This is a genomic window from Pseudonocardia sp. HH130629-09 (genome assembly GCF_001294645.1).
Classification (GTDB): Bacteria; Actinomycetota; Actinomycetes; order Mycobacteriales; family Pseudonocardiaceae; genus Pseudonocardia.
The window spans coordinates 4641189-4665315 of sequence record NZ_CP011868.1 but is presented as its reverse complement, the minus strand read 5'-3'; the positions used below and the strand labels follow the sequence as shown (position 1 = coordinate 4665315).

Here is a 24127-nt window from a genome sequence, read left to right as displayed (position 1 = left end):
CAGGGGTGAGGTGATGCTCGATCGCGTACCCGTCCGGGCAGAGCGACCATGGGTTCAGCGGCGTCTCGTAGAGACGATGTACGTACATTATTGCTCCTTGATCGAGCTCTTCGAAACGTGGACGGATAAGAGTTGCGTTGCTGTCGAACCCTTAGGTCGCTACCTTAGGTGCGTTGAGTGAAATCGCCAGACCACGGGTATGATCAACCGCTTATTGTGGGTCCTGCCTCGCAAATAGTCGGCGTTGAAATCGCGCCAGCCGGCAGGGACTGAGGTTCTAGGATGACCTCCGGTGGGCCTGCATACGTCGGGGTTTGGCTGCGCTTGGACCGGCCCCACTCATCGCGAGACCTCTCGACCATAGACGTCGAAGTATCTGCGACTGCGTTTGATCTCACGCGCAATATCAAGCCAAGTTTTGTCTGCCTTTCGCAGATGCGCCTCCACGGCTGCCGCGGGATCGGATAACGACCCGCGTCGGTAGGCTGCGGACAGCTCGGCATTGCTGAGAAGTACGAACATGTATTCTGGCGACAGGGCGTCGGATTTGGGACGCTCCTCTTCACTACCGGTTTCGAAGTACCAGTTAGTTCGCGGCGCTGGTTTGACCTGGGATTCCTGCCATGCTTCATGATGATCAAAAACGACTCGTAGACCGTTGAGGTAGGCAACTCGCAGCCCTCGGCGTAGGCAGAATACTGCCGCTTCTCTGAGGCAGTCAACAATGGGTTCGCCATGATCGTTCATGCTTGTGTTACAAATAATCGGGATTTTTGTTAGCTGCTCGAACTCACGAATTACCCTGTACAGGCGCTCGTCCTGTTCCGCGTTCAAAGTCTGTATTCGGGCCGACGTGTCGAGGTGGCCGACGGCAGCGAGCTCTGTGATTCGATCTGGCCTTATTCGTCTCGTCTCAAGCATGTAAGGTGAGGGACGAGGGTTGTCGAACCAATCAGCGACGCGTTCTTCTAGTACGATCGGCGCCACCGGGCGCCACCATTCTCGTCGCTTTATCTGATTCAGAGAGTCCTTGTGTTCTGTTGACGACGGGTTCGCTAGAATGCTGCGGTGCCCGAGTGCCCGTGGGCCTATTTCGGAGCGGCCGTCGAACCATGCCACAGGCTCCTGTTTAATGTCGACTGCGGCTCGTCTAGCATTAAAAGAATCAACGGTCGAGATGTATCCGCCGAATTCCTCAAGCAGTTCTCCGATACGGTTGTCGGCGCGTCCGAGATAAGGCCCTGGAAATGTGAAATGCAGATCTGGCTGCTCTCGTGCAAAATGCTCTAGTGCAATCCCAAGGGATTGCCCACCGTCGCCGACCGCTGGCGGTGATGACAGTGATTGAAATCCGTATTCCGCTAGAATGGCTGTGTTTGTCGGGCAGTTTAGAGCAAACCCACCGGATATCGCGAGGATCGTATTTTCAGATTTGACGCCATGCGTCTCGATCGCTCGGTCGATGTTGTTGCGCATTATCTGTAGCGAGACACGCTGGACCTGCTTCATTACCGCGCTGGTAAAGTTCTCCTGTGATGTGAATCGATCGTCCACATTACGTAAGGTACTTTGAACGCTCTGAGTTATAATCTCCAGGGCTGTGCGGGCGGTCGCGAAGGAGGTCTGATCGCGGTAGCGATCCCCCGCGAACTGAGAGATGTCGCAGTCCCCTTCAGCGCTGCTGGCAGATGCGAGAGCCATGAGCGTGCCTTCCCGCATTCCGAATCTTAGGCGTGCTTCGAAATACAGAGGACCAGGTGAATCAATTGGGAATAGGGTAGGTGAGGAAGCTGTAGTGGACTTCCAACCACCCACGAACCAGTTTGGTGGCACGCCATCGTCAAGTACGTGGTCTGGACCTCGGTCGACGGCAAATCCTAGAACGTTGCATCCGTGGTACCGGCTAGTGTCGAGAAGCATTGCACTGTAGAGATGTGCGATGCTGTGGTAAGAAAATGGGGACGGTGGCACGGCGTCGGAGGAGCCCATGCCTGGGGTTCCCCAGACGTCCGTCAGATCGGCGAAGGAAACGTCGAGCGGATGCAAGATGTCGTCGATCATTTCGGCAGCGGCTGCATACGTCCAAAAAGGAGTTCGATGCTCTTTCTGACCGGTCAGCCGCTCTAGTTCCCAGTACTGTACGATATCGATCGTCCGGCCTTTTTTGGACCAAAGAGAAATATTGTTATCGTGTCTGAGCCATACGCCGTTCTGGCGCAATGGGCGGTCCACTGGGTTCAGGTACGTGGAGAGATAAAGTCCGTCGGTGAGCCCCATTTATGCTGCCTCCGCGTGCGGTCTTTGCCAGTTCCGTGTGTCTGAATCGGATTTTGTTATCGGCAACTCCGTAGCAGCCAGGCACCAGATTTGTTGCCAGGCCGGTACTCAAGATGCAGTACGCCGAGATGCCGTGGGTCGAGCTCGGCTGGCGTCGCTGCGTGAGTGACTATCTCTAGTACCGCATCAAAGACGCCCCGGTGCGTCACACCAACCGTGCTCCCGAATCCCGCTTCAAATTCAGAAACGAACCCTGAGATGCGCCGAGTGAACCCTCGCCAGCACTCTACAAGCTCGTTTGACGACGCGGAACGAGTGCGTGGTGGACCGGGCCTATATCCCCGGATCTCCCGGAGTCGTTCGTCTGTGATGATTGATTTGCGACCGAACAATATCCGAGCTGTCTGCTGGGCACGGGGTTCGGGAGACGCGAGAAATCTGATTGGCTGCACTGCATCGTAAGCTCTACGACGAAGGACGCAGCTGGCGACGTAGCTTTGCAAGCGCCCGATAGTCGAGAGATGCCGCGTATCAGTGGCGGACCGATCCCGCGCGTGCCTGATGAGGAGAAGGGTTCGGCCACGCTCGGCCCCGTTCGCGGTGCGGCCTCGTTGCGTTCGGGTCATGATGATGGCTCGTAAGCTGGCCGCCGTTCGACTGCCTTCATGTGTTGAAGAAGACTGAGCAACTGCTCGGATTCTTTGACATCGCCGAGTGCCCTCGGCAGGCCCACGAGGCTGTCGCTCGAACGCGCTTGTGTAAGAGCGGAGTATGTTGGTTTATCGAACTCAGCCAGCTCCGAGGTTCGTGGCGAAAAGACAAATCCGCCGTGGTTCTCTTCCCTCATACGTACGTCGTGTGCCCAGATGTATTCTGCTGCAGCGTCGGTCGGGCGAAGGCGACAGTAGAGGTTTTCGATGCTGTCAAGGAATCCGTCCAATCTTTGCTTCCACGAGTGGTTGGCGATAATTCCGCGCTGGCCGTTGCGGCCGAGCGTTTCCGCCAGAGCAGTATCATCGATCAGGGCGATCATGGATTCGGCGAGACTCCGTGTCTTGTCGATGAGGAAGCCATCGAAACCGTCTCGGACGAAGTCGGGGATACCGCCGATGTCGCTTGTGATGACAGGAAGTCCGGCTGCCATTGCTTCCTTGAGGAACAGCGGTCCAGTCTCACCCGCGACGCTTGGGAGTACGGCACAGTCTGCTGCCGCGAGGTATGGCTGTATATCGAGAACGAGGTCTCGAAAGTGAACTTGCTGTGAAACCCCGTATTCTTCAGCTAGCTGCGAAAGCTCAGTCCGGAGTGGTCCGTGACCCACCAGAACGAGGCACGCTTCGGTGCTGGGAATGCTCAGATCGGCTAGTGCTTTAATCGCCCGGTCTAGGCCCTTGGTCCAGTCGAACCGGCCGGCAAAGAGAAAGACGAATGCGTCAGTTGGGATGCCCAATGTCTTGCGCGCCGCGCTCTCTCCAAGGATTGTAACCGCGTCTTTTAGGCCCGGGTCGACTCCGCTCTCTAGAACCATGATTCGATGGTTTTTAAGATCTGAGAACTCCGTTTCGGCGACCTGACGAGATGTAGCGACGATGAGATCGCTGTCCTCGTAGAACGCATACGCGGCGGCGTCGAGTGGAAAAGCGCTGTGCCGAAATGCAATTATGAGTGGGCGTCGCTCTAGACCCTCTATTGCGCCTTTCAGAACTGCGGAGTCGGTGCGCCCGCTAGTGCAGATGATATCAAATGGGCCATGCGTGTGAAGACTGGCAAGAACTCCTTGTCGGGTAGATCCGTTCGCCGTGATGGTCTTAATTGTCTTATCCGCCGCAAGTTGCTCTAAAAAGATTCCGTCATCATTCATCACCAACGCGCTTACTGCATGGCCTTCGTCAGCGAACGCGCGCATGACTTGATGCATATAGCGATGTTTACCTCCGAAGTCGCCGTTACTGATTGTGAAGAGTATGCGCATTTCTCCTCCATGGAGCCCTCTTTTGCCCGAGTAGCGTTTAGTTATAGCTCATTAAGCAGGCATTCGGAGTTACGGTTATGCAATTTATACAAGCGAGCCTATGTCTTTTAATCTCGACGGTATAGCCGCTTCGATAGCTTGTTAGCAGTTGTTGGCTGGCGGCTCTGGATTCATGGTGAGCGTAAGGTGCGGCAGCCCGTAGTCGAGCTGACTTGTCCGCTTTAACTGCAGGCTTGTCGTTCGGCCTAGAACCGCCGCATGTGATTTTGCGGATCGCTCACAAGCGACATATTGCACACATGACTGACTGGGCGTCACTCATTGTTGCGCCCATTCGAATAATGCGTGGTGTGATCGGTGTCGCAGATAGAACGTAAGACATAGCGAGATATTCCGCAAGGGTAATGGATGGGTGCCTCAAGGGTTTGAGATACTCTCCGTGTCGATGCTTGCTAGCTCGAACGGCCTAGTTGTTGATCTGATGCTGGGCGCCACGCGGCTGATCAGCTCGCCGCGAGTCCGCGTCTGTCCGGGCCGGTTACCAGGAACGTGGGCGGAATGTGTGCCCACCGTACGCCTCGTGTGGAGGCAAATGTAGTGTTGCGGAGCGTGTCTAGTGACTGGTGCCAATGGGTGGCGGGTTCCGACATCTGCCTGAATAGCGCAATGGACCGTTCGCTCGGTCCGCTTACGTTGACGGCGTGTGACAAGTGGCTGTGTAAGAAGATCCACTTGAGTCGATGGCCGGGTGCGCAGATGACTTGGCCGGGCGATCCACTGAGCCTTTGCCAACCTGGTGTTTGAGCTGGTCAGAGCCGGTACGGCGTGGCGTGACCTCGAACGAGTGAAGCTCCTGGTAGACGGGCGATTGCTGAGATCGAAACCGTCCAACCAGGAGCTTCAAGGTGCTGTCTTACCCGTCCGGGATGACCGTGTCCAGCCGTGCCCTGCATGTGCTCTCCGACGCGCTGCGCGCGCACCGCAACCAGCGTCGGAGCCGGTGGCGGAAGCTGACGTGTGGCCGCCAGGCCCTGCTCGTGGTCGCCCACCTGCGCAAGGGCGAGACCTACGCCGATCTGGCCTGCGGTTTCCGGGTCGGCACCTCGACGGTGTACCGCTACCTGCGCGAGGCGATCGACCTGCTCGCCGCGATGGCCCCCACCCTCGAGCAGGCGATCGAGGTCGCCGTCGGCAAGGCGTTCGTGATCCTCGACGGCACCCTGCTGCGCATCGACCGCGTCGGCATGGCCTCGGGCTATGACCGCGGGTTCTACTCCGGCAAGCACAAGTGTCACGGGCTGAACGTGCAGGTCATCGCCGACCCGGCCGGCCGGCTGGTGTGGATCTCTCCGCCGCTGCCCGGAGCACGCCACGACATGGGCGCCGCCCGCGAGCACGGCATCGTCGACGCCCTGACCGAGCACCGGATCCCGGCAGCGGCAGACACCGCCTACCAGGGCGCCGGGCCCACGGTGGCGGTCCCGCAACGGCGGCGGCGCCTCGATCCCGACACCGGGCGGATGCGCCCGCTGTCGCAGGCGCAGAAAGAGGTCAACATCGCTCATGCCCGGCGTCGCGGACCGGGTGAGCGGGTCAACGCCGAGCTGAAGAACTGGAAGATCCTGCGCAAGATCCGCTCCAGCCCGAACCAGGCAGGACAGCTCATCGCCGCAGTTCAGACCCTCATGATCGCCAACACCTGACCAGGTTGGCAAAGGCTCAGTCCCCAGGCGAGGGCTTGCAGGCCGCGGATCGCGGTATGGTGCGCCCTGGGTCCTGAGGAGACTCTGATCTTGGAAACGAGGATGGAGTCATGCCGAACGAGCGGCCCCCGGGTTAGCTGACGACGCGGCGGTACTCCTCGGAGGTGGAGGCCGCGGCAGTGCGGATGACCCGCACCTCCGCGCAGAGTTGGGTCACGATCATAGGACCGTAAAGCGGGTCGCTGATCAGTTCGGCTTTCTGCGCGGTTGTGGGTGCGCTAGTACTCCAGCCGCACTTCGTTAGCTGGGCTGTCTTCGTCGTCGGTAGTGGCTTTCGCGGGCTCGGTGTTGGTGACGGCGACGCCAGGTCGACCAGGCCCAGCCCACGGTGCGGGCGGGGATGTGGATCAGAGATGCCAGGAGACGTCGGATCTCGGCGAGGGTGAGCGGGATGAGCCCGCTGCCAGGTCTTTTGGGGCGATCGCCGCGGTGACCGAGAGGTAGGCGTGGGCGAGCATGGCCAGGGTGATGTGGCGGTACCAGGCGTCGTAACGCCGCACCTGGTACTGGTCGAGCCCGACCTCGTTCTTCGCGGTCTGGAAGCACTCCTCGATCGCCCACCGGGCGCCGGCGACCCGGATGAGGTCGTCGTCACTGGTGCCGGGCGGGCCTGCGCACAGGTAGTAGGCCAACTCCGGCTCGTCACCGGCGGCGATCTGGGTGTCGGTGAGGATTGACGGCGCACCAGCAGCCAGCGCCCCCACCCGGCGGGCGCCTCCGGTGGCGGAGACAGGCTGGCCACGGCCCAGTCGTAGAGCCGCTCACCCTTCGCCCCGTCCCCCGCCGAGCGGCGCTTCCACGCCTGCTCCGGCGCGCGAGCGACCAGGTCGTCGGCGCGTCGTGACCCGGCCAGCCCGGCGATGTCAGCCTCGAGCGAGAGCGGGATCGACTGACTGCGGGGCACGGCGACGACGTAGCCGATCCGGCGCTTCTCGCACCAGGAGCGGAACTTGTAGTCCTGACCGTAGGCCTCGTCCGCAGCCACCCACGACGCCGGGACACCAGCGTCGAGGGCCCGGCCGAGCATCTGCTTGGCCAGCACGGTCTTGGTGGCGAACTCGACCTCGTCGGGCACCGCCGCAGCCCGGCAACGTTCCCGATCACCGGTCCACGACTTGGGCAGGTAAAGCTCACGATCGATCAACGTGCGGCCCCTGCCGCTGGCATAGGCGCAGAACACCCCGAGCTGGCAGTTCTCCACCCGGCCCGCAGTGCCGGAGTACTGGCGCTGCACCCCGGCCGACTTGGCCCCCTTCTTCAGGAACCCGGTCTCGTCGACGATCAGCACCCCGCCGGGCTCGCCGAGGTGTTCTGTGACGTAGTCCCGCAGGTCGTCGCGGACCCCGTCGGCGTCCCAAGCCGCCGAGTTGAGCAGCCGCTGCATCCCGTCCGGCGTCGTGTCACCGGCGACCTCGGCCAGCGTCCACCCGTTCTTCCCGGCCAACGGCGCCAACAATCCACGCACATACGCCCGCGCCCGACGCCGCGGCTCCGTCCGGAAGAACCGCCCCGCCACCAGCCCGAACAACCCGTCCAGGCCGCCGGCCCACGCCTCTAGGTCCTCCTCCACCTGCACAAGATCAAAGCCTAGCGCAGACCCACATCACGAAGTGCGGCTGGAGGGGACTGTTTCAAGATCGGTGTTTTCGGCCCGACACGCCGGGCTGAGGTCCGGCGAGATGGGCACGGACAGTGATGACATCGGACCTTGTGGATCCAAGCGAGGGTGACCCGAAGCCTGCTCGGCAGGCGTCGGCGGAGCGGGCCGCTGCGGCGGCGATGGTGGCCGAGGCGAAGGCGCGCGGGCTGGCGTTGACCGGCCCGGACGGCCTGTTGAAGCTCTTTACCAAGAATGTTCTGGAAACGGCGCTGAACGAGGAGATGACCGAGCACCTCGGGCACGACAAGAACCGGGCCGACCCCGGCCGGGAATCCACCAACGTGCGGAACGGGTCCCGCTCGAAGACGGTTCTCTCGGATGCCGCGGGTGACGTGGAGATCGACGTTCCGAGAGACAGGGCCAGCACTTTCGAGCCGCAGATCGTGAAGAAGCGTCAGCGGCGCCTCACAGATGTCGACGAGGTCGTACTGTCGCTGTATGCGAAAGGGATGACGACCGGGGAGGTTTCCGCACATTTCGCTGACATCTATGGGGCGTCAGTATCGAAGGAGACGGTCTCGCGGATCACCGACAAGGTCGTCGCCGAGATGAATGACTGGGTTGGTCGGCCGTTGGATTCGGTGTACGCCGCGGTGTTCATCGACGCTGTCCACGTCAAGGTCCGGGACGGGCAGGTCGCCAACCGGCCGGTCTACGCAGCCATCGGCGTCACCGTGGACGGCTGCAAGGACGTGCTGGGGCTGTGGATGGGCGTCGGCAGTGAGGGCGCGAAGTTCTGGATGAGCGTGCTGGTCGACCTGAAGAACCGCGGCGTGCGTGACGTGCTGTTCCTGGTCTGCGACGGCCTCAAAGGACTCCCGGAGGTCGTGGCCAACGTGTGGCCGCAAACCATTGTCCAAACCTGCGTCGTGCACCTGATCCGAAACACTTTCCGGCTGGTGGGTCGACAGGACTGGGACGCGGTGAAGCGCGACATCAAACCAATCTATGCCGCGCCCAACCCGAATGCAGCACTTATCGCTATGGATGAGCTCGACGAGAAATGGGGCCGTAAGTACGCGGCGATGATCCGGCTATGGCGCAACGCGTGGGAAGAGTTCGTGCCGTTCTTGGACTACGACGTCGAGATTCGAAGGGTGATCTGCTCTACGAATGCGATCGAATCGCTTAACGCCCGCTACCGGCGCGCGGTGCGGGCGCGTGGTCATTTCCCCACTGAGCAGGCTGCGATGAAATGCTTGTATCTTGTGACTCGCAGCCTGGACCCGACCGGGACGGGCCGCACGAGGTGGACGATGCGTTGGAAGCCCGTGATCAACGCGTTCGCCATCACGTTCGGTGACCGCTGGCCGGGAGCCGAGACCTCCTGAGCAACGACGCCGAAACACCGATCACGAGACAGGCCCGCGACCGGCCGCATCAGTGACCATCTGCGCGCTCATGTGGTCCAGGACCACTATGCCGAACTCGCCGCCCGATCCCGCGCCACGATCGCGCGTCGCGTCGAAGCCGGGCAACTCCCGCTCACGATCCCCTTCGGCTACCGGCGCACCGGGTCGGGCCCGGTCCTCGACGGCTACGGCCCGATCACCGCGTGGGGTGCCTACGACCCCGGCGCCGAGCCGGAGACCGAGGCGACCCGGCTCGGTCGCGCCGGGCGGGCCCCAGCGTCGACGTGGGCGCTTGACGCGCACACCGCGTGGGTGATCGCGGTGATCTTCGCTTGGGCGAGCTGTGGTGTGTCCCCGAAGTCCATCGCCGCGCGGCTCCGGACCTCGTGGCCGCTGCGCCCGACCCCGGTCACCGCGACCGGCCGCGCTCTGCCCTGGACCGCCACCCACGTGCGCGCCGTCCTGCTCGATCCCTCCTACCTCGGCCACTCGGTGTGGGGCCGAAGCCGCCCGCGGGAGTCCTGGACGGTCTCGTCCGCGATCACGCATCCGCCGCTGATCAGCCCGAGCACGGCCGCCGACGCGGTCACCGTGGCGCGGCATCGCGCCGACCTGGGTGCCGACGCGCCCGGGTGGGGTCGGTGACGGCCCGGCCGCCGGGGCGGGGCCGGGGGCCGGTCGGCCCGCCCCGGGGCCGCACACGGCCTGCCAGGGCCCCGAACGGGCGTGCCCGCGTCACGACCGACGACCAGCCGAACACCCCGCCCGCACCCCATGATCACCGTCCCGATTTCCCATTATCCGGCACCCGCAATCCGGCCAGCAATTGCTACGATTCGCAGACGGAAGCGATTCATCGGGAACGCGTAGAACCTCGTGCCGGGTCGAGAAGAGCCGGGCGGGTTCGGACGATTTCGGATGAAGAAAGTGGCCCGTTGTCGCCGCAGGGGGAGATTTGTTCTCCTGAATCGGAGGCCGAGGCTACGGTGGTGCGAAACGAGCAGGCGCGGGTGTTGTGGGAGATCAACGAACGGATGCACTCCCGTCGCCGGTGACGAGTAGGCGCCCGGACGGCTGGACCGGGGAGCCGCGGACTGGATCGAGAAGGGGTATGGGGCGTGAACGGTAGGCGTGGTGGTGGTGTGGCGCCGGAGGCGTTGCAGCTGTGGATTCAGCGCGACGCGGGCCCAGAGTCACCCGGTGTCGGGGCCTCGGGCCCGGCCGTCCGGGTGGTGTTCCTGGGCCGGACCTCGGGGGACGAGCTGCAGGACCCGGTCGGGTCGATGCAAAGGCAACTGAGCGTCGCGATGGCGGCGTTGCCGGAGTCGTGTGTGTTGGTTGGCCATTTCTACGATGTGGAGTCGGGCCGGATCGACTTGTCCGAGCGGGGCCGCGGGGTGAAAAGCGTCGAGGTTCCGATCCCGCGCGACGGCGGGGTGCTGGATCTGCTGGCTCGCGCCGAGTCGCCGGATCCAGGGTTCGACGCGGTGATCTGCGAGCAGATCGATCGTATCGCTCGCCGGGTGTATTTCGGGACGATGATCGAACATCGCCTCCAGGCGGCCGGGATCGCCCTGTGGGCGGCGGATGAGAACATCCGCCCGGGCGGTCGGGCGGAGGATGCGCTGCCGTCGACGGTGCTCACGCGGCGGGTGAAGCAGTCGGTGGCCGAGTGGTACGCCCTGGACATGCTCTCGCGGGCCCGGGACGGGTTCGAGACCCACACCGAGCAGGGCTACGCGGTCGGGAAGCCTCCCTACGGATATCGGGGAGAGACGGTGAGCGTGAGCGGGAAGGCCATCGACGCCACGGCCCGCGGCGGGCACCGAGGGAAGGGCCGCGACGGCGTCCGCACCAAGACTCGTCTACTGGTGGACCCGGTGGAGGGCGAGGTGGTGCGCAGGATCTTCGCCTGGCGGGTGGGCGAGCGAGTGTCGTATCAGGGGATCGCCGACCGGCTGAACCTCGACCTGGTGACCAACCGGCCGCCAACTCCTCCGGACCCGGACCGTGCGGTCGGAGCGTGGACGGCGGCCTCGGTGCGCGAGGTCCTCGTGCAGCCCAAGCACACCGGATACATGGTGTGGAACAAGCAGGCCACGAAGACTCGGGGCGGGGCGTGGAACCCGCTGCAAGACTGGGTGTGGTCGAGCCGGCCGACGCACGAGCCGTTGATCGAGTTACAGACCTGGATCGCCGCCCAGGAGGTCGCGGCGCGCCGCTTCGGGTCCCGCTCGGCGGCAGGGAAGAACTCCCGCCACCCCCAGACCGTACGGTCCTACCGGCTGCGCTCGTACCTGTTCTGCCAGCTCTGCGGGCGGCGGATGTATGGCAAGTCGCGGCGGGAGCGTTCCTACTACGTGTGCGCGCCCAAGCGGGGCCAGCACATCCCCGACGGGCACCCGGCGAGCCTCTGGGTCGCCGAACAGACGTTGCTCGATGCGATCAACGGGTTCCTCGCCGACCACGTGTTCGGCACCTACCGCGCCGAGCTGTTGGGCGTCGCGGCCGGAGAGATCGCCGCCGCGGCCACGGCCGACCACACTCGGCAGGTCGAGGCGGCACAGAAGGCCATAGCCGACGTCGATCGCCGTCGCGGGGCGCTCGTGCGGGCCTTGGAAGTGACCGACGCCATCGACCCGGAGTTGATCGCCGATATCGGACGTCGCCGCCAGGAACTCGGCGCCGAACGCATCCAGCTCGCCGAGCACTCGAAGCACTGCGCACGGTCCAGGCCCAACAGCCGAGCCCGGCACTGCTCGACCTGCTGCCCGTCGGCCGCTGGGAGCTGGACCAGCTCCCCGAGACGCTGGCCCGGCGCCTGTTCGAGGCGCTGCGCCTGGAGGCACACGTCGACAAGATCAGCCGAACCGTGCGGGTGCGGATCACCCTGACCGGCAACACCGTGCAGACTGCCCACGCTGCCAGCGTCGCCGCACTGAACAGCGCAACCAGCGGCACCACCGGCGATGGGGAAAGCCCTGGAAGTGGGGGAACCGACGACCGGTTCCCATCCTTGACGTGCCCCCGGCAGGATTCGAACCTGCGGCACCCGCTTTAGGAGAGCGGTGCTCTATCCCCTGAGCTACGAGGGCATGGGTGAAGGTTACCTGGGAGTCTTCGGCGGCTCCTCGCCGCCGTCATCATCCTGCGACGCGGCCGGAGCCTCCACGTCGACGCAGACCTGAGCCGGGGTCGGTCGCGGGATCCGGCGCCTGCGGCCCACCGTGGAGGAACGGTGCGGCCGCTGCCCGATCACTCCGGGGGCAGGTCCAGTCTCATGTGCACGCTGTTCGGGTCGTCGGGGTAGTCCGCGAACGGCGGGCAGCGGACGAAACCGTGGCGGGCGTAGAGACGCCGAGCCGGGGCGAAGAACTCCATCGACCCGGTCTCGATGTAGAGCGTCCGATGTCCGCGTTCGCGAGCAACGCCGATGATGTGCCGGAGCAGCGCGGCCGCCGTCCCGCGTCCGCGCGCTTCTGGAGCGGTGCGCATCGACTTGATCTCGGCGTCGGTGGGCCCGAGCTCCTTCAGGGCTCCGCAGCCGAGCAGGATGTGGCGATCGTCGTGGACGGACCACACGGTCACTCCGGGTCCGCGCAGCCCGTCCAGATCGAGGGCGTGCACGCTGTCCGGCGGCGACTCGGCGCGCATGTCGTCGAGATGCCCGGCGAGCAGTCCGGCGATCTCGGGCCCGGCGAGGTCGTCGACGACGATGCGCATCCGATCATCGTGCCGCAACCGGCGCCGTCAGGTCCCCACCGGGGCCCGGCCGGGCACCGGCGCACCGCACCGCGTCCGGCGTCGTCACCGCATTCCGGGAGGTCGTTCCGGAATAATGGACGCCGCCATTTGTGACGTCGCGCACCATGACGCGGGACGGCTACTGCGACCTTTCGGCGACAGCGACCCCGCGGTGATCACGACGGGGCGCTCCATGTCACTGAACAGCGATTTCGTCGAGCAGTGCGAGGGTGGGGCGGGTGTCGCCGAGAGGTCGCAGATCGCCTGGGAACGCTGCTGCGAGTTCCTAGCACCTGATCCGTTGGGGCGATCGGGAAATCGTTCTACGGTCCTCCACGGCCGACAGGGGAGGGATCGTGCGACCACTGAGCCTTTGCCAACCTGGTCAGGTGTTGGCGATCATGAGGGTCTGAACTGCGGCGATGAGCTGTCCTGCCTGGTTCGGGCTGGAGCGGATCTTGCGCAGGATCTTCCAGTTCTTCAGCTCGGCGTTGACCCGCTCACCCGGTCCGCGACGCCGGGCATGAGCGATGTTGACCTCTTTCTGCGCCTGCGACAGCGGGCGCATCCGCCCGGTGTCGGGATCGAGGCGCCGCCGCCGTTGCGGGACCGCCACCGTGGGCCCGGCGCCCTGGTAGGCGGTGTCTGCCGCTGCCGGGATCCGGTGCTCGGTCAGGGCGTCGACGATGCCGTGCTCGCGGGCGGCGCCCATGTCGTGGCGTGCTCCGGGCAGCGGCGGAGAGATCCACACCAGCCGGCCGGCCGGGTCGGCGATGACCTGCACGTTCAGCCCGTGACACTTGTGCTTGCCGGAGTAGAACCCGCGGTCATAGCCCGAGGCCATGCCGACGCGGTCGATGCGCAGCAGGGTGCCGTCGAGGATCACGAACGCCTTGCCGACGGCGACCTCGATCGCCTGCTCGAGGGTGGGGGCCATCGCGGCGAGCAGGTCGATCGCCTCGCGCAGGTAGCGGTACACCGTCGAGGTGCCGACCCGGAAACCGCAGGCCAGATCGGCGTAGGTCTCGCCCTTGCGCAGGTGGGCGACCACGAGCAGGGCCTGGCGGCCACACGTCAGCTTCCGCCACCGGCTCCGACGCTGGTTGCGGTGCGCGCGCAGCGCGTCGGAGAGCACATGCAGGGCACGGCTGGACACGGTCATCCCGGACGGGTAAGACAGCACCTTGAAGCTCCTGGTTGGACGGTTTCGATCTCAGCAATCGCCCGTCTACCAGGAGCTTCACTCGTTCGAGGTCACGCCACGCCGTACCGGCTCTGACCAGCTCAAACACCAGGTTGGCAAAGGCTCACTGTTCCGGAATCCGCGTTTCCGCCGGTTGTTCGCCGCGCAGATCGTCGCGCTGGTCGGGACCGGGCTCGCGACGGTCGCGCTCGGGCTGCTCGCCTACGACCTCGCCGGCGAGCGGGCAGCGCTGGTCCTCGGCTCGGCCTTGACGATCAAGATGGTGGCCTACGTCGTCGTCGGGCCGGTGGTCGGGGCCGTGGCCGACCGGGTGCCGCGGCGGCTCCTGATGGTCTCCGCCGACGCCGTCCGCGCGGCGGTGGTGCTCGTCCTGCCCTGGGTGTCCGAGGTCTGGCAGATCCTCGTGCTGGTCGGGGTGCTGCAGGTCGCGTCGGCGACGTTCACGCCGGTGTTCCAGTCGGTGATCCCGGACGTCGTCCCCGGTGAGCAGGACTACTCGCGGGCTCTGTCGGCCACGCAGCTGGCGAGCAGCGCCGAGACGGTCCTGAGCCCGCTGCTGGCTGCGGCGGCCGTCGCGGTGGTCGGCTACTCGTCGCTGTTCGTCGGGACCTGCGTGGGGTTCGTGTTCTCCGCGGTCCTGGTGGCGTCGACGGCCGTCCCACCGGTGGCGGGGCGGGCCCAGGGCGGCTTCGCGACCCGGCTGTTCCTCGGGATGCGGTTGTTCCGGGCGGTCCCACAGCTGCGCGGGCTGCTGGCGCTGGACGTCGTGGTGGCCGCGGTGGGGGTGGTGTCGCTGGTGACGACCGTCAACGTCGTCCGCGATCTGCTCGGCGGCACCGAGTCCGACGTCGGCCTGTTGCTCGCGGTGTCCGGTGCGGGGACGGCCGTCGCCGCGATGGTCTCCCCGCGCGTGGCGCGCCGGCTGCCGCTCCGAACGACGATGCTGGCCGGCGCCGGGCTCTCCTGTCTCGCGGCCGGGGCGACCCTGGTGCTGGCGTGGGCCCCGTCATGGACGACGGCGGCGGTGGCGTGGGCGCTGATCGGCGCCGGGCCCGGCTGGATCATGGTCAACACCGGCCGCCTGCTGCGGACCTCCGCCGGACCCGGCCAGCGGCCCGCCCTGTTCAGCGCGCAGTTCTCGCTCTCGCACGCCTGCTGGCTGGTCACCTACCCGCTCACCGGCTGGCTGGCGGTCGGAGCCGGCTGGTCGGTGACCTGGTCGGTCCTCGCCGTGCTGGCCGTCGCCGCTCTGGTCGTGGCGGCCCTGGTCTGGCCGACGACCGGTGCCGACCTCGTCCGGCACCGCCACGACGTCGACCACGCCCACGTCGTCGCGGCACGCCCGGCCGCCCACGGCTGGACGCACGCGCACCGGCTCGTCGTCGACGAGCAGCACCCGCACGGGTCGATCCCCGTCTGACAGCCACAGGAGCATCCGGCGGGAGCGCTCAGGCTGCCGGGAGCATCCCGGCCACCACCTCGCGGGCGGCGCGGAACGGTCCCGTCCCCTGCTCGACCACCGCTGTGGCCACCGCACCCTCGAGCAGGATCATCAGCGTCCCGGCGAGCGCCGCGGCAGCTCCGTCCGGTGCCAGGCGGTCGACCTGGGCCTGCAGGTAGCTGCGCAGCGCCGCCTTGTGGTGCCGGACGACCTCCCGGGCCGGGTGGTCGAGGCGGGGCAACTCGGAGGCGGCGTTCAGGAACGCGCAACCCCGGAACCCGTCGCGGGACTGCCAGCTCTCGTAGGCGTCGACGACGGCGAGGACCCGCTCCCGCGGCGACGCGTGCCCGGCGGTGATCCGGTCGACCTCCTCCTGCCACCGGCGGTCCCGCTCCCGCAGGTAGGCGACGACGAGCCGGTCCTTCGAGCCGAAGTTGGTGTACAGCGCTGTCTTGGTGACCCCGGCCTCGGCGGCGATGGTGTCGACGCCGACCGCGTTGATCCCGTCGCGGTAGAAGAGCCGCGACGCCGTGTCCAGCACCTTCGCCCCGGCGTCCCCGCGCCGCGTGCGTGCCATGTCGCCCCCGTATGCAACCGAACGGTCTGTTCCCTTCCGGGACGCTAGCAGTGATGACGGTCCGCTCGCCCGAGTCGATTTGCAATCAAACAGACAGGTCTGTTCACTATGACCGTGACCACGACCTGCGCGCAGCCCGGCACCTCCTCGTCGACCGACCGGCCCTGGTGGGCGACCGCGTTGACCGGCGCGGCGGTGATCGCGCTCTGCTACGGCGTCGCCCGCTACGCCTACGGCCTGTTCGTCCCCCGCTTCACCGTGTCGTTCGGGCTGGCCCCGGCCGACGTCGGCGTGCTCGGCGGGCTCTCGACGGCCGGCTACGTGCTGGGGCTGCTCGCCGCGCCGGCGCTGGCCGCGCGGTCGGCGCGGCGGACGACGCTGGTCGCCGGCGCAGCGGCCGCGGCCGGGCTGCTGCTCATGGCGCTCGCCCCGGGGGTCGTGCTGTTCGGGGCGGGGATCGTCGTCGCCGGTGCCGGGGCCGGGCTGGCGTCGCCCGGGGTGGCCCAGCTCGTCGTCGAGCGGGTCGGCGCGTCCGCCCGGGACCGGGCGCAGACCTGGGCCAACACCGGGACCGGGGCGGGGCTCGCGCTGACCGCGTGCACGCCGTTGCTGCCCGGGGACTGGCGGATCGTCTGGCTCGCCTTCGGTCTGGCGGCGGTCGTCGTCACGGGCCTCGCGGCCCGGCTGCTGCCGCGTGGCGACGGCGTGCCCGTGCGGCCGGAGCGCGCGCACGGCCGGGTGCTGCCGCTGCTGGCCGGGGCCGCGCTGCTGGGCGTGGTGAGCGCGCCGTACTGGACGTTCTCGACGGCGCGGGTCGGCGAGCTCGGGGCCGGGCCGGTCGTCGCCACCGTCGCCTGGTGCGCGATCGGGCTGGTCGGCCTGCTCGGCGGCACCGTGGGGCGGGCGGTCCAGCGGTACGGGCTGCGCCCGGTGGGGCTGGTCGTCTGGACCCTGTTCTCGGTCGGGATCTCCCTGCTCGCGCTGCCGGAGCCCGGCGTCGCGGGGGCGGTGGTCTCGGCGGGGCTGTTCGGTGCGGGCTTCATGGGTCTGACCGGGCTGTGCATCCTCTGGGCGGCACACGCCGTCCCGGCGGCGCCGGCCCGGGCGGTGACCTGGGCCTTCCTCGCGCTCGGGGTCGGACAGACCCTCGGCTCGCCGTCGGCCGGTCTGCTGGCCGGCCGGATCGGGCTGGCGGGCACGTTCGCCGTCGCGGCCGGCGTGGGTCTGCTGGCGTGGGCGCAGCTGCACCCGCGGCTCGCACCGCCGGACGCCGGCCGGGTCCGAACGCCGACGTCCCCCGGTGCGGACGGGCCGCACCGGGGTCGGGGGATCAGCGCCGGGCGGCCGAGGGGGCGCGGCCGTGCGTGACGGCGTTCCACGTGTCGACGCCCGCCCAGATCGCGCGGAGGATGGCCCCGGTGCGCTGGGCGGCGCCCCGCAGGGTCTCCGACCAGGACGGCAGGGGGTCTCGTGGGTGGTCATCGGCTACCTCCTTGTAGTGGTCGACTCGGAAGCGGTGGTGTCCGACTCGCGGCATAAGAGTAGCTGGTGAGACACCACTGTCTCAACGGCGTCAGACGTATGCCGCGCCTCATCCGCTCGGAGCAGCGCCGGTGACGGGCCGCAGCGGCCGGGCGCAGCGGCGTGACCAGGGCGGGACGCATCCCCGACGCGGCTCGGTCGCCGGGTTACGCGCGTGGTGGTTTCATGAACATTGCCCGCTTTCCGTCTGGACATCCGGTTCAGGGAGCGCCACGCGCAGGAGGACCGCTTGTTCAGCATCACCGTCCGCGACCACGTCATGGTGGCGCACAGCCTGCGCGGCGATGTCTTCGGACCGGCGCAGCAACGACACGGCGCGACCTTCCTCGTCGACACCACCTTCCGGCGCCCCGACCTGGACCCGGACGGGATCGTCGTCGACATCGGGCTGGCCACCGCGCAGCTCGCCGAGACGCTCGCCGACCTCAACCACCGCGACCTCGACGAGCACCCCGAGTTCGTGGGTGTCAACACGACCACCGAGTTCCTGGCCCGCGCGATCGCGGACCGGCTCGCCGACCGCATCGGGGCCGGGGAGCTCGGCGGCCACGCCGACGGGCTGACCGGCCTCACGGTCACGTTGCACGAGTCGCACATCGCGTGGGCGAGCTACGAGCGGGACCTGTGACGGCTCCCGCCCCGCACCTCGGGGCGTGCGGTGTACGTCGTCGTCCCCGCGGGGATCGACGACCCGCGCTCCCCGAGCGGCGGGAACCGCTACGACCGCAGCGTCTGCGCCGCGTTCGACCGCCCCGTGCGGGAGGCCGCCGTCGCGGGCTGCTGGCCGGACCCGGACCGGGCCGCCCTCGACCGCCTCGACGCGGTGCTCGCCGCCGTCCCGGACGGCGCGTCGGTACTGCTCGACGGCCTCGTCGCCTGCGCAGCGCCGCGGATCCTCGCCCGCCACGCCGGCCGGGTGCGCGCCGTCGTCCTGGTGCACCTGCCGCTGGGCGACGAGCACGGGCTCGCCCCGGCGGTCGCTGCGGACCGCCGGGCCCGGGAGCGCGCGACGCTGCACGCGGCGGCCGCCGTCGTCACCACCAGCGAATGGACCGCACGACGGGTGATCCGCCTGCACCAGCTGCCCGCCGCTCGCGTACACGTCGCGTCGCCGGGGGTGGACGCCGCCCCGATCGCGTCCGCGCACCCGGCCGGGACCCGGCTGCTCGCGGTCGGGGCGCTCACCCCGACGAAGGGGCACGACGTGCTGGTCGAGGCGCTCGCCCGGGTCGCCGACCGGGACTGGACCCTGCGCCTGGCGGGCCCGCTCGACCGCGACCCCGCGCACACCGCGGCCGTGCGCGCGGCGGCGGACCGGCACGGCCTGACCGACCGGATCACCCTCACCGGGCCGCTGACCGGCCCCGTCCTCGACGCCGCCTACGCGTCCGCGGACCTGCTCGTGCTGCCCTCGCGCACCGAGACCTACGGGATGGTCGTGACCGAGGCGCTGACCCGGGCCGTCCCGGTGGTCGCCTGCGACGTCGGCGGGGTGCCCGAGGCGCTCGGCGGTGGCGGGCTGCTCGTCGCACCCGCCGACCCGGACGCGCTGGCGGGTGCGATCCGGGCCTGGCTGACCGACCCGACGCTGCGTGCGGACCTGCGCGCCGCCGCCCGGGGGCGCCGGGACAGGCTCGACGGCTGGGCCGACACCGCCCGCGCCCTCGGTGCGGTGCTGCCGTGAGCGTCTCCGGCCGGCGCGCCGACCGCCCCGCCGTCCCGATCCAGGGCGCGGCGGGCAACCCGGTCTGCCCGCCGGAGTGGCTCGCCCTGCGCGAGCCCGCCGACGCCGACGCCCGCTCGACCGCGCTCGCCGGCGCCGTCCGCGACCTCCTGCCGCCCGGCCCGCTGCTGGTGCGCGACCTCGGCTGCGGCACCGGATCGATGGGCCGCTGGCTCGCCCCGCGTCTCGCCCGCCCCGGGGCCCAGCACTGGGTCCTGCACGACCGCGACCCCGTCGTGCTCTCCCACGCCGTCGCCTCGCTGCCGGACGGCGTGGCCGGTGAGGCCGGCCCCGGCGATCTCACCGGGCTGGGCGCCGGAGCGCTCGCCGGGACGTCGCTGATCACCGGCTCCGCGCTGCTCGACCTGCTCACCGCGGACGAGATGGACGCCCTGGCAGCCGCCTGCACCGCCGCAGGCTGTCCGGTGCTGTTCACCCTGACCGTGTCCGGCCGGGTCCGGCTGCACCCCGAGGATCCGCTCGACGCCGAGATCGGCGCCGCGTTCGACGACCACCAGCGCCGCGACGAGAACGGCCGCCGGATGCTCGGGCCGGACGCCCCCACCGCCGCGGCGGCCGCCTTCGCCCGGCACGGCGCGCGGGTCCGCACCGCCGACTCGCCGTGGCGGCTCGGCCCCGACCGGCCCGCCCTGCTCCGGGAGTGGCTGGCCGGCCGGCTCGACGCGGCGTGCGCGCAGCGTCCCGACCTCGCCGCGCACGTCGGCGCCTACCGCGATCGGCGCGAGCGCGCCCTCGACGCGGGGGAGCTCACCGTCTCGGTCGGCCACACCGACCTGCTGGCGGTACCGGGGGAGCGGCCGTGAGACGCCGGGTGGGTCCGGCCCTGCGGCTGCTCGCCGGGGCCGGGCTGCTGGCGGCGCTGTTCGTGCAGGTCGGTGTCGGTCCGGTGCTGGAGCGGCTGCGTGGCGTCGGACCGGCGGCGGTCGTCGCGGCGCTGCTGCTCGGCGCGGTCGCGACCGTGCTCAGCGCGTGGCGGTGGCGAATGGTCGCCCGCTCGATCGGGCTCGGTCTGAGCCCGGGACGCGCCGTCGCCGACTGCTACGGCGCCACCTTCCTCAACTCGCTGCTGCCCGCCGGGGTTCTCGGCGACGTCCACCGCGCGGTCAGCCACGGGCGCAGCGAGGGGAACCTCGGGGCCGGGGTCCGGGCGGTGGTGTTCGAGCGGGTCGCGGGGCACCTGGTCGCGGTGGCGGCCGTCGCCGTCGTCCTGGCGCTGCAGCCGGACCTGCTCCGGGCCGCGGCCGGCGCGGTACCGGGCGGCGCGGTGCTGCCCGCGCTGGTCGTCGTGGCCGTGCTCGGCGGGGCCGGGTGGCTGTTGCGCGCCCGGCTCGGGCGGGTGTGGGCCGATGCGCGCACCGTGCTGCGCCCGCGTACCGCGACGGGGGTGTTGCTGACCTCGGCGGGTGCGCTGGCCTGCCACCTCACGCTGTTCGTGCTGGCCGCGCGGGCGGCCGGCGCGACCGCCCCGCTCACGGTCCTGCTGCCGCTGCTGCTGGTCGCGCTGCTGGCGATGACGATCCCGCTGACCGTCGGTGGGTGGGGTCCACGCGAGGCGGCCGCCGCGGCCGGGTTCGCCGCGGTCGGGCTGCCCGCCGCCGAGGGGCTCGCCGCCGCCGTCGCGTACGGCGTGCTGGCGCTGGTCGGGGTCGCGCCGGGCGCGCTCGTGGTGCTGCGGCGCCGCCGGTCGGCCCGGGTGGCCGTGCCGTCAGCGCCCGGCGAGCACCCGCAGGTGGCCGTCGAAGGCGGCCACGAGCGCGTCGAGCAGGGCCCGGCCCTTCTCGGCGGTCGCCAGCGACGGCCGTCCCACCACACCGGTGGTGGAGTAGGCCGCGAGCCCGGTCGTGAGCAGGTACGGCCGCTCGTCGGCGACGTGGTCGGCGGTGCAGTACGACGGCCGGACCTGGTCGGGGACGGTGTGCAGCAGGATCGAGGTCTCCAGCTCCCCGGCGTGCATGTCGGCGGTGTTCGAGGTCTCGCAGCCGGCGGCCCGGCGGGCGGCGGTCCAGTCCTCGGAGACGGGGAACAGGGCCATGGGCAGCGGCCCGACCGACGCCTCCTGGACGGCGTTGCGCAGGACGTGGTTCCCGCCGTGCGCGTTGACCAGGACGAGCGCGGTCGTGCCGGCGGCGCGCAGCGAGTCGGCGACGTCGGAGACGACGGCGCCGAGCGTCGCCGCGGAGATGCTCACGGTGCCCGCCCACGCGGCGTGCTCGTGCGAGCAGGAGATCGTCAGCGGTGGCAGGACGCGCACGGGGTGGGCCTGCGCGATCCGGGCGGCCACCGCGGACGCCACGAGGGTGTCGGTGGTCAGGGGCAGGTGCGGTCCGTGCTGCTCGAGGCTCCCGACCGGGAGCAGGGCCACGGTGGCACCTCGCTCCCGGACGTCCTCGGTGGTGTCGACCGGGAGGGGATTCACGCAGGCGAGGCTCTCATGGCCCCGCCCGATCATGGAGGAGCAACGGTGCACGACGACCGACACGATTTCGCCGAGTCCCGGTTGACCACACGGCACGGGGAGTTCCGCGCCATCGCGTTCCGCGAGTACGACGGCGGCCCCGAGCACCTCGCGCTGGTGCACGGCGACCCCACGGCCGTGGACGCCCCGCTGGTGCGGATGCACTCCGAATGCCTCACCGGCGACGTCTTCGGCGCGCGGCGATGCGAGTGCGGCGCGCAGCTGTCGATCGCGATCGAGGCCGTCGTCAACGCGGGCTGCGGCGTGATCGTCTACCTGCGCGGGCACGAGGGCCGCGGCATCGGCCTGATCGCCAAGATCCGCACGCACGTGCTGCAGGACGACGACGGCTTGGACACCATCGACTCGGCCGTCGCGCTGGGCCTGCCGGTGGACGTGCGTGACTTCGGTGCCGCCGCGATCGTGCTGCGCCACCTCGGGATCGATCGGCTGCGGCTGCTGTCCAACAGCCCCGCGAAGGTCGAGGCGCTGACCCGGCACGGCATCGTCGTCAGCGAGCTGGTGCCGGTGCTGGAGCCCGTCGACGAGCACAACGTGCGCTACCTGACCGCCAAGCGCGACCGGCTCGGGCACGTCCTGCCGCAGGTCGACACGGCGGTGGACGCGCCGCGCAACCACACCGCGACCGGCTACTGAGGCCCGTCGTGCGACACCCGCAGGCAGAGCGACGGCGGCCCGCCCGCCGCCATCGCGGTGAGCACGCTCGGCAGCTCGTCGAGCGTGCAGTCGGCGCCGACCAGGGCGTCGAACCGTGGGTCGGCGAGCAGCCGCAGCGCCAGCGCCATCCGGTCGCCGTAGCCGCGGCGGGCCCGGCGCGGGGACACCGTGCCGACCTGGCTGGCGCGGATGGTGAGCCGGCGGCTGTGGAACACCCCGCCCAGCGGCAGCGGCACCGTGCGGGTGCCGTACCAGCTGAGCTCGACGACCTCGCCCTCCGGCGCCAGCAGCTCCAGCGAGCGGGCCAGCCCGGCCGGGGAGGCGCTGGCGTGCACGACGAGGTCGCAGCCGCCGTCGGCGTCGTCGGGGGCGGCGAACCCGACGCCGAGCGCCGCGGCGACGGCTGCCCGCGCCGGATCGGGGTCGACGAGCTGCACCCGCGCCCCGGGCAGCCCGGCCAGGACCGCGGCGACCGAGGCGCCGACCATCCCCGCCCCGACGACGGCGATCCGGTCTCCGACCAGCGGGCCGGCGTCCCACACCGCGTTCACGGCGGTCTCGACGGTGCCGGCGAGCACGGCGCGGGCGGCCGGCACGTCGTCGGGGACGACGGTGACCGCGTCGGTGGGCACCACGAACCGGCTCTGGTGCGGGTACAGGCAGAACACCGTGCGCCCGACGAGCCCGGGCGGACCCTGCTCGACGTCACCGACGGCGAGGTAGCCGTACTTCACCGGGGCGGGGAACCCACCCTCCTGGAACGGTGCGCGCATCCGCTCGTGCTCGGACTCCGGGACCTCGCCGCGGAACACCAGGGTCTCGGTGCCGCGGCTGACCGCGGTGAAGCGGGTGCGGACCAGCACCTCGTCCGGCCCGGGATCGGGCACCGGCACCGTCCGGATCTCGCCGTGCCCCGGTGCGGCCAGCCAGAACGCCCGTGCCTCGTGCCCCACTGCGCCGTCCCCGATCCCGGCGCGCGGCGCGCCGACGGCCCCGACAGTATCCGGACGTATCGGGCGTCGGTCCGGTGCGCGGAGGTGATCTGAGTGGACCGCCCGCACGTACTGGCGTCGGTCGCGATGTCGCTGGACGGCTACATCGACGACGCCGGCCCCGACACGCTGGTGCTCTCCGACACCGACGACCTCGACCGTGTGGACGCCGTGCGCGCCGGGGTCGACGCGATCCTGGTCGGAGCGGGCACCGTCCGCGCCGACGATCCGCGCCTGCTGGTGCGCAGCGCGGAGCGTCGCGCCGGGCGGGTCGCCGACGGCCGCCCACCGTCGCCGCGGCGGGTCGTGCTGACCACCGGGGCCTCGCTGGACCCGTCGGCGCGGGTGTTCGCGGGCGGGGAGGCGCCGCTGGTGTTCACCGCGGCCCCGGCCGTGCCCGCGCTGCGCGCCCGGCTCGGCGACGCCGCCGAGGTCGTCGGCGCCGGGGACCCGCCGGACCCCTGCGCGGTGCTCGACGACCTGGCCGCCCGCGGCGTGCGACGGCTGCTGGTCGAGGGCGGGGGCGGTGTGCACACCGCGTTCCTCACCGCCGGGCTGGTCGACGAGCTGCACGTGGTCGTCGCGCCGTTCTTCGTCGGTGACGCCCGCGCCCCGCGCTTCGTGCACGACGGCCGTTTCCCGCAGTGCCCGCGGCGCAGCATGGCGCTGGTCGAGGCCCGCCCGATGGGCGACCTGGTGCTGCTGCGCTACCGCGCGTCCTGAACG

19 protein-coding genes, 1 tRNA gene and 2 pseudogenes are annotated in these 24127 nt (G+C 69.3%); 12 read left to right on the top strand and 10 right to left on the bottom strand.

All coding sequences use genetic code 11. From position 1 onward, the window contains the following. Positions 1-339: 339 nt before the first annotated feature. The 3 genes from XF36_RS30750 to XF36_RS30740 are packed head-to-tail and all read right to left on the bottom strand — an operon-like array spanning position 340 to position 4249. A complete protein-coding gene (locus XF36_RS30750) occupies positions 340-2277 on the bottom strand; it encodes a carbamoyltransferase C-terminal domain-containing protein (RefSeq protein WP_082375564.1) in 1938 nt (645 codons plus the stop codon). A gap of 56 nt (positions 2278-2333) precedes the next feature. Beyond that, entirely contained in the window at positions 2334-2903 is a 570-nt protein-coding gene (locus XF36_RS35765; RefSeq protein ID WP_082375563.1) for a histidine phosphatase family protein, read from the bottom strand. Further along, entirely contained in the window at positions 2900-4249 is a 1350-nt protein-coding gene (locus XF36_RS30740) for a glycosyltransferase family 4 protein (protein WP_082375562.1), read from the bottom strand. The genes XF36_RS35765 and XF36_RS30740 overlap by 4 nt, the downstream gene beginning before the upstream one ends. A 905-nt stretch (positions 4250-5154) precedes the next feature. Here XF36_RS30740 and XF36_RS21570 point away from each other — a divergent pair. Continuing rightward, positions 5155-5952 (top strand): IS5/IS1182 family transposase, encoded by a 798-nt coding sequence (locus tag XF36_RS21570; RefSeq protein WP_060713357.1) that lies wholly within the window; start codon positions 5155-5157, stop codon positions 5950-5952. 407 nt (positions 5953-6359) lie between these two features. On the opposite strand, the pseudogene XF36_RS21565 reads toward XF36_RS21570, so the two are convergent. Next, a pseudogene (locus XF36_RS21565) lies at positions 6360-7582 on the bottom strand (IS701 family transposase). A 209-nt stretch (positions 7583-7791) separates the two neighbouring features. Here XF36_RS21565 and XF36_RS21560 point away from each other — a divergent pair. From XF36_RS21560 to XF36_RS21550, 3 genes are all read left to right on the top strand, one after another. Beyond that, positions 7792-9003 (top strand): IS256 family transposase, encoded by a 1212-nt coding sequence (locus tag XF36_RS21560; RefSeq protein ID WP_414706256.1) that lies wholly within the window; start codon positions 7792-7794, stop codon positions 9001-9003. A gap of 72 nt (positions 9004-9075) precedes the next feature. Next, complete coding sequence (locus tag XF36_RS21555) at positions 9076-9669, top strand: recombinase family protein (protein ID WP_060713360.1); 594 nt, start codon at positions 9076-9078, stop codon at positions 9667-9669. Positions 9670-10166: 497 nt separating this feature from the next. Beyond that, positions 10167-11918 carry a recombinase family protein gene (locus tag XF36_RS21550; protein WP_060713359.1) on the top strand — a complete coding sequence of 584 codons (1752 nt, stop codon included), beginning with the start codon at positions 10167-10169 and terminating at the stop codon, positions 11916-11918. Positions 11919-12046: 128 nt separating this feature from the next. On the opposite strand, the gene XF36_RS21545 is transcribed toward XF36_RS21550, so the two are convergent. From XF36_RS21545 to XF36_RS21535, 3 genes are all read right to left on the bottom strand, one after another. Then, positions 12047-12119: transfer RNA gene (locus tag XF36_RS21545), tRNA-Arg, on the bottom strand. A gap of 160 nt (positions 12120-12279) precedes the next feature. After that, complete coding sequence (locus XF36_RS21540) at positions 12280-12747, bottom strand: GNAT family N-acetyltransferase (protein ID WP_060713358.1); 468 nt, start codon at positions 12745-12747, stop codon at positions 12280-12282. Positions 12748-13153: 406 nt separating this feature from the next. After that, positions 13154-13951: an IS5/IS1182 family transposase gene (locus XF36_RS21535; RefSeq protein WP_060713357.1), complete on the bottom strand. Its 798-nt coding sequence runs from the start codon at positions 13949-13951 to the stop codon at positions 13154-13156. 154 nt (positions 13952-14105) lie between these two features. On the opposite strand from XF36_RS21535, the gene XF36_RS21530 reads away from it, so the two are divergent. Continuing rightward, positions 14106-15392, top strand: coding sequence for an MFS transporter (locus XF36_RS21530; RefSeq protein ID WP_238588982.1), 1287 nt, complete (start codon positions 14106-14108; stop codon positions 15390-15392). Positions 15393-15420: 28 nt separating this feature from the next. Here XF36_RS21530 and XF36_RS21525 read toward each other — a convergent pair whose 3' ends face one another. Then, positions 15421-15990: a TetR/AcrR family transcriptional regulator gene (locus XF36_RS21525; RefSeq protein WP_060713356.1), complete on the bottom strand. Its 570-nt coding sequence runs from the start codon at positions 15988-15990 to the stop codon at positions 15421-15423. A 108-nt stretch (positions 15991-16098) separates the two neighbouring features. Between XF36_RS21525 and XF36_RS21520 the strand changes: the two genes are divergently transcribed. The 5 genes and pseudogenes from XF36_RS21520 to XF36_RS30735 form a co-directional block, all read left to right on the top strand. Then, positions 16099-17358 (top strand): MFS transporter, encoded by a 1260-nt coding sequence (locus XF36_RS21520; RefSeq protein WP_064485474.1) that lies wholly within the window; start codon positions 16099-16101, stop codon positions 17356-17358. A 403-nt stretch (positions 17359-17761) separates the two neighbouring features. Then, a complete protein-coding gene (locus XF36_RS21510) occupies positions 17762-18160 on the top strand; it encodes a 6-pyruvoyl trahydropterin synthase family protein (protein ID WP_060713354.1) in 399 nt (132 codons plus the stop codon). A gap of 30 nt (positions 18161-18190) precedes the next feature. Further along, positions 18191-19216 (top strand): glycosyltransferase family 4 protein, encoded by a 1026-nt coding sequence (locus XF36_RS21505; protein WP_060713353.1) that lies wholly within the window; start codon positions 18191-18193, stop codon positions 19214-19216. A 38-nt stretch (positions 19217-19254) separates the two neighbouring features. Next, positions 19255-20079, top strand: coding sequence for a hypothetical protein (locus tag XF36_RS21500; RefSeq protein WP_060714887.1), 825 nt, complete (start codon positions 19255-19257; stop codon positions 20077-20079). After that, positions 20076-20873 (top strand): annotated as a pseudogene (locus XF36_RS30735) (lysylphosphatidylglycerol synthase domain-containing protein); the annotation flags it as partial. The gene XF36_RS21500 and the pseudogene XF36_RS30735, both read left to right, overlap by 4 nt. A gap of 108 nt (positions 20874-20981) precedes the next feature. Here XF36_RS30735 and XF36_RS30730 read toward each other — a convergent pair. Then, a complete protein-coding gene (locus XF36_RS30730) occupies positions 20982-21725 on the bottom strand; it encodes a creatininase family protein (protein ID WP_082375881.1) in 744 nt (247 codons plus the stop codon). On the opposite strand from XF36_RS30730, the gene XF36_RS21490 reads away from it, so the two are divergent. After that, the gene (locus XF36_RS21490) at positions 21708-22388 is read left to right on the top strand and encodes a GTP cyclohydrolase II (RefSeq protein ID WP_060714886.1); all 681 of its coding nucleotides are present in this window, start codon (positions 21708-21710) and stop codon (positions 22386-22388) included. The genes XF36_RS30730 and XF36_RS21490 overlap by 18 nt on opposite strands. Here the strand turns inward: XF36_RS21490 and XF36_RS21485 are convergent. Next, entirely contained in the window at positions 22382-23362 is a 981-nt protein-coding gene (locus XF36_RS21485) for a zinc-dependent alcohol dehydrogenase (protein ID WP_060713352.1), read from the bottom strand. The two genes, XF36_RS21490 and XF36_RS21485, sit on opposite strands and share 7 nt — an antisense overlap. Positions 23363-23455: 93 nt before the next feature. On the opposite strand from XF36_RS21485, the gene XF36_RS21480 reads away from it, so the two are divergent. Beyond that, entirely contained in the window at positions 23456-24124 is a 669-nt protein-coding gene (locus tag XF36_RS21480; RefSeq protein WP_202968427.1) for a RibD family protein, read from the top strand. Positions 24125-24127: the final 3 nt, after the last annotated feature.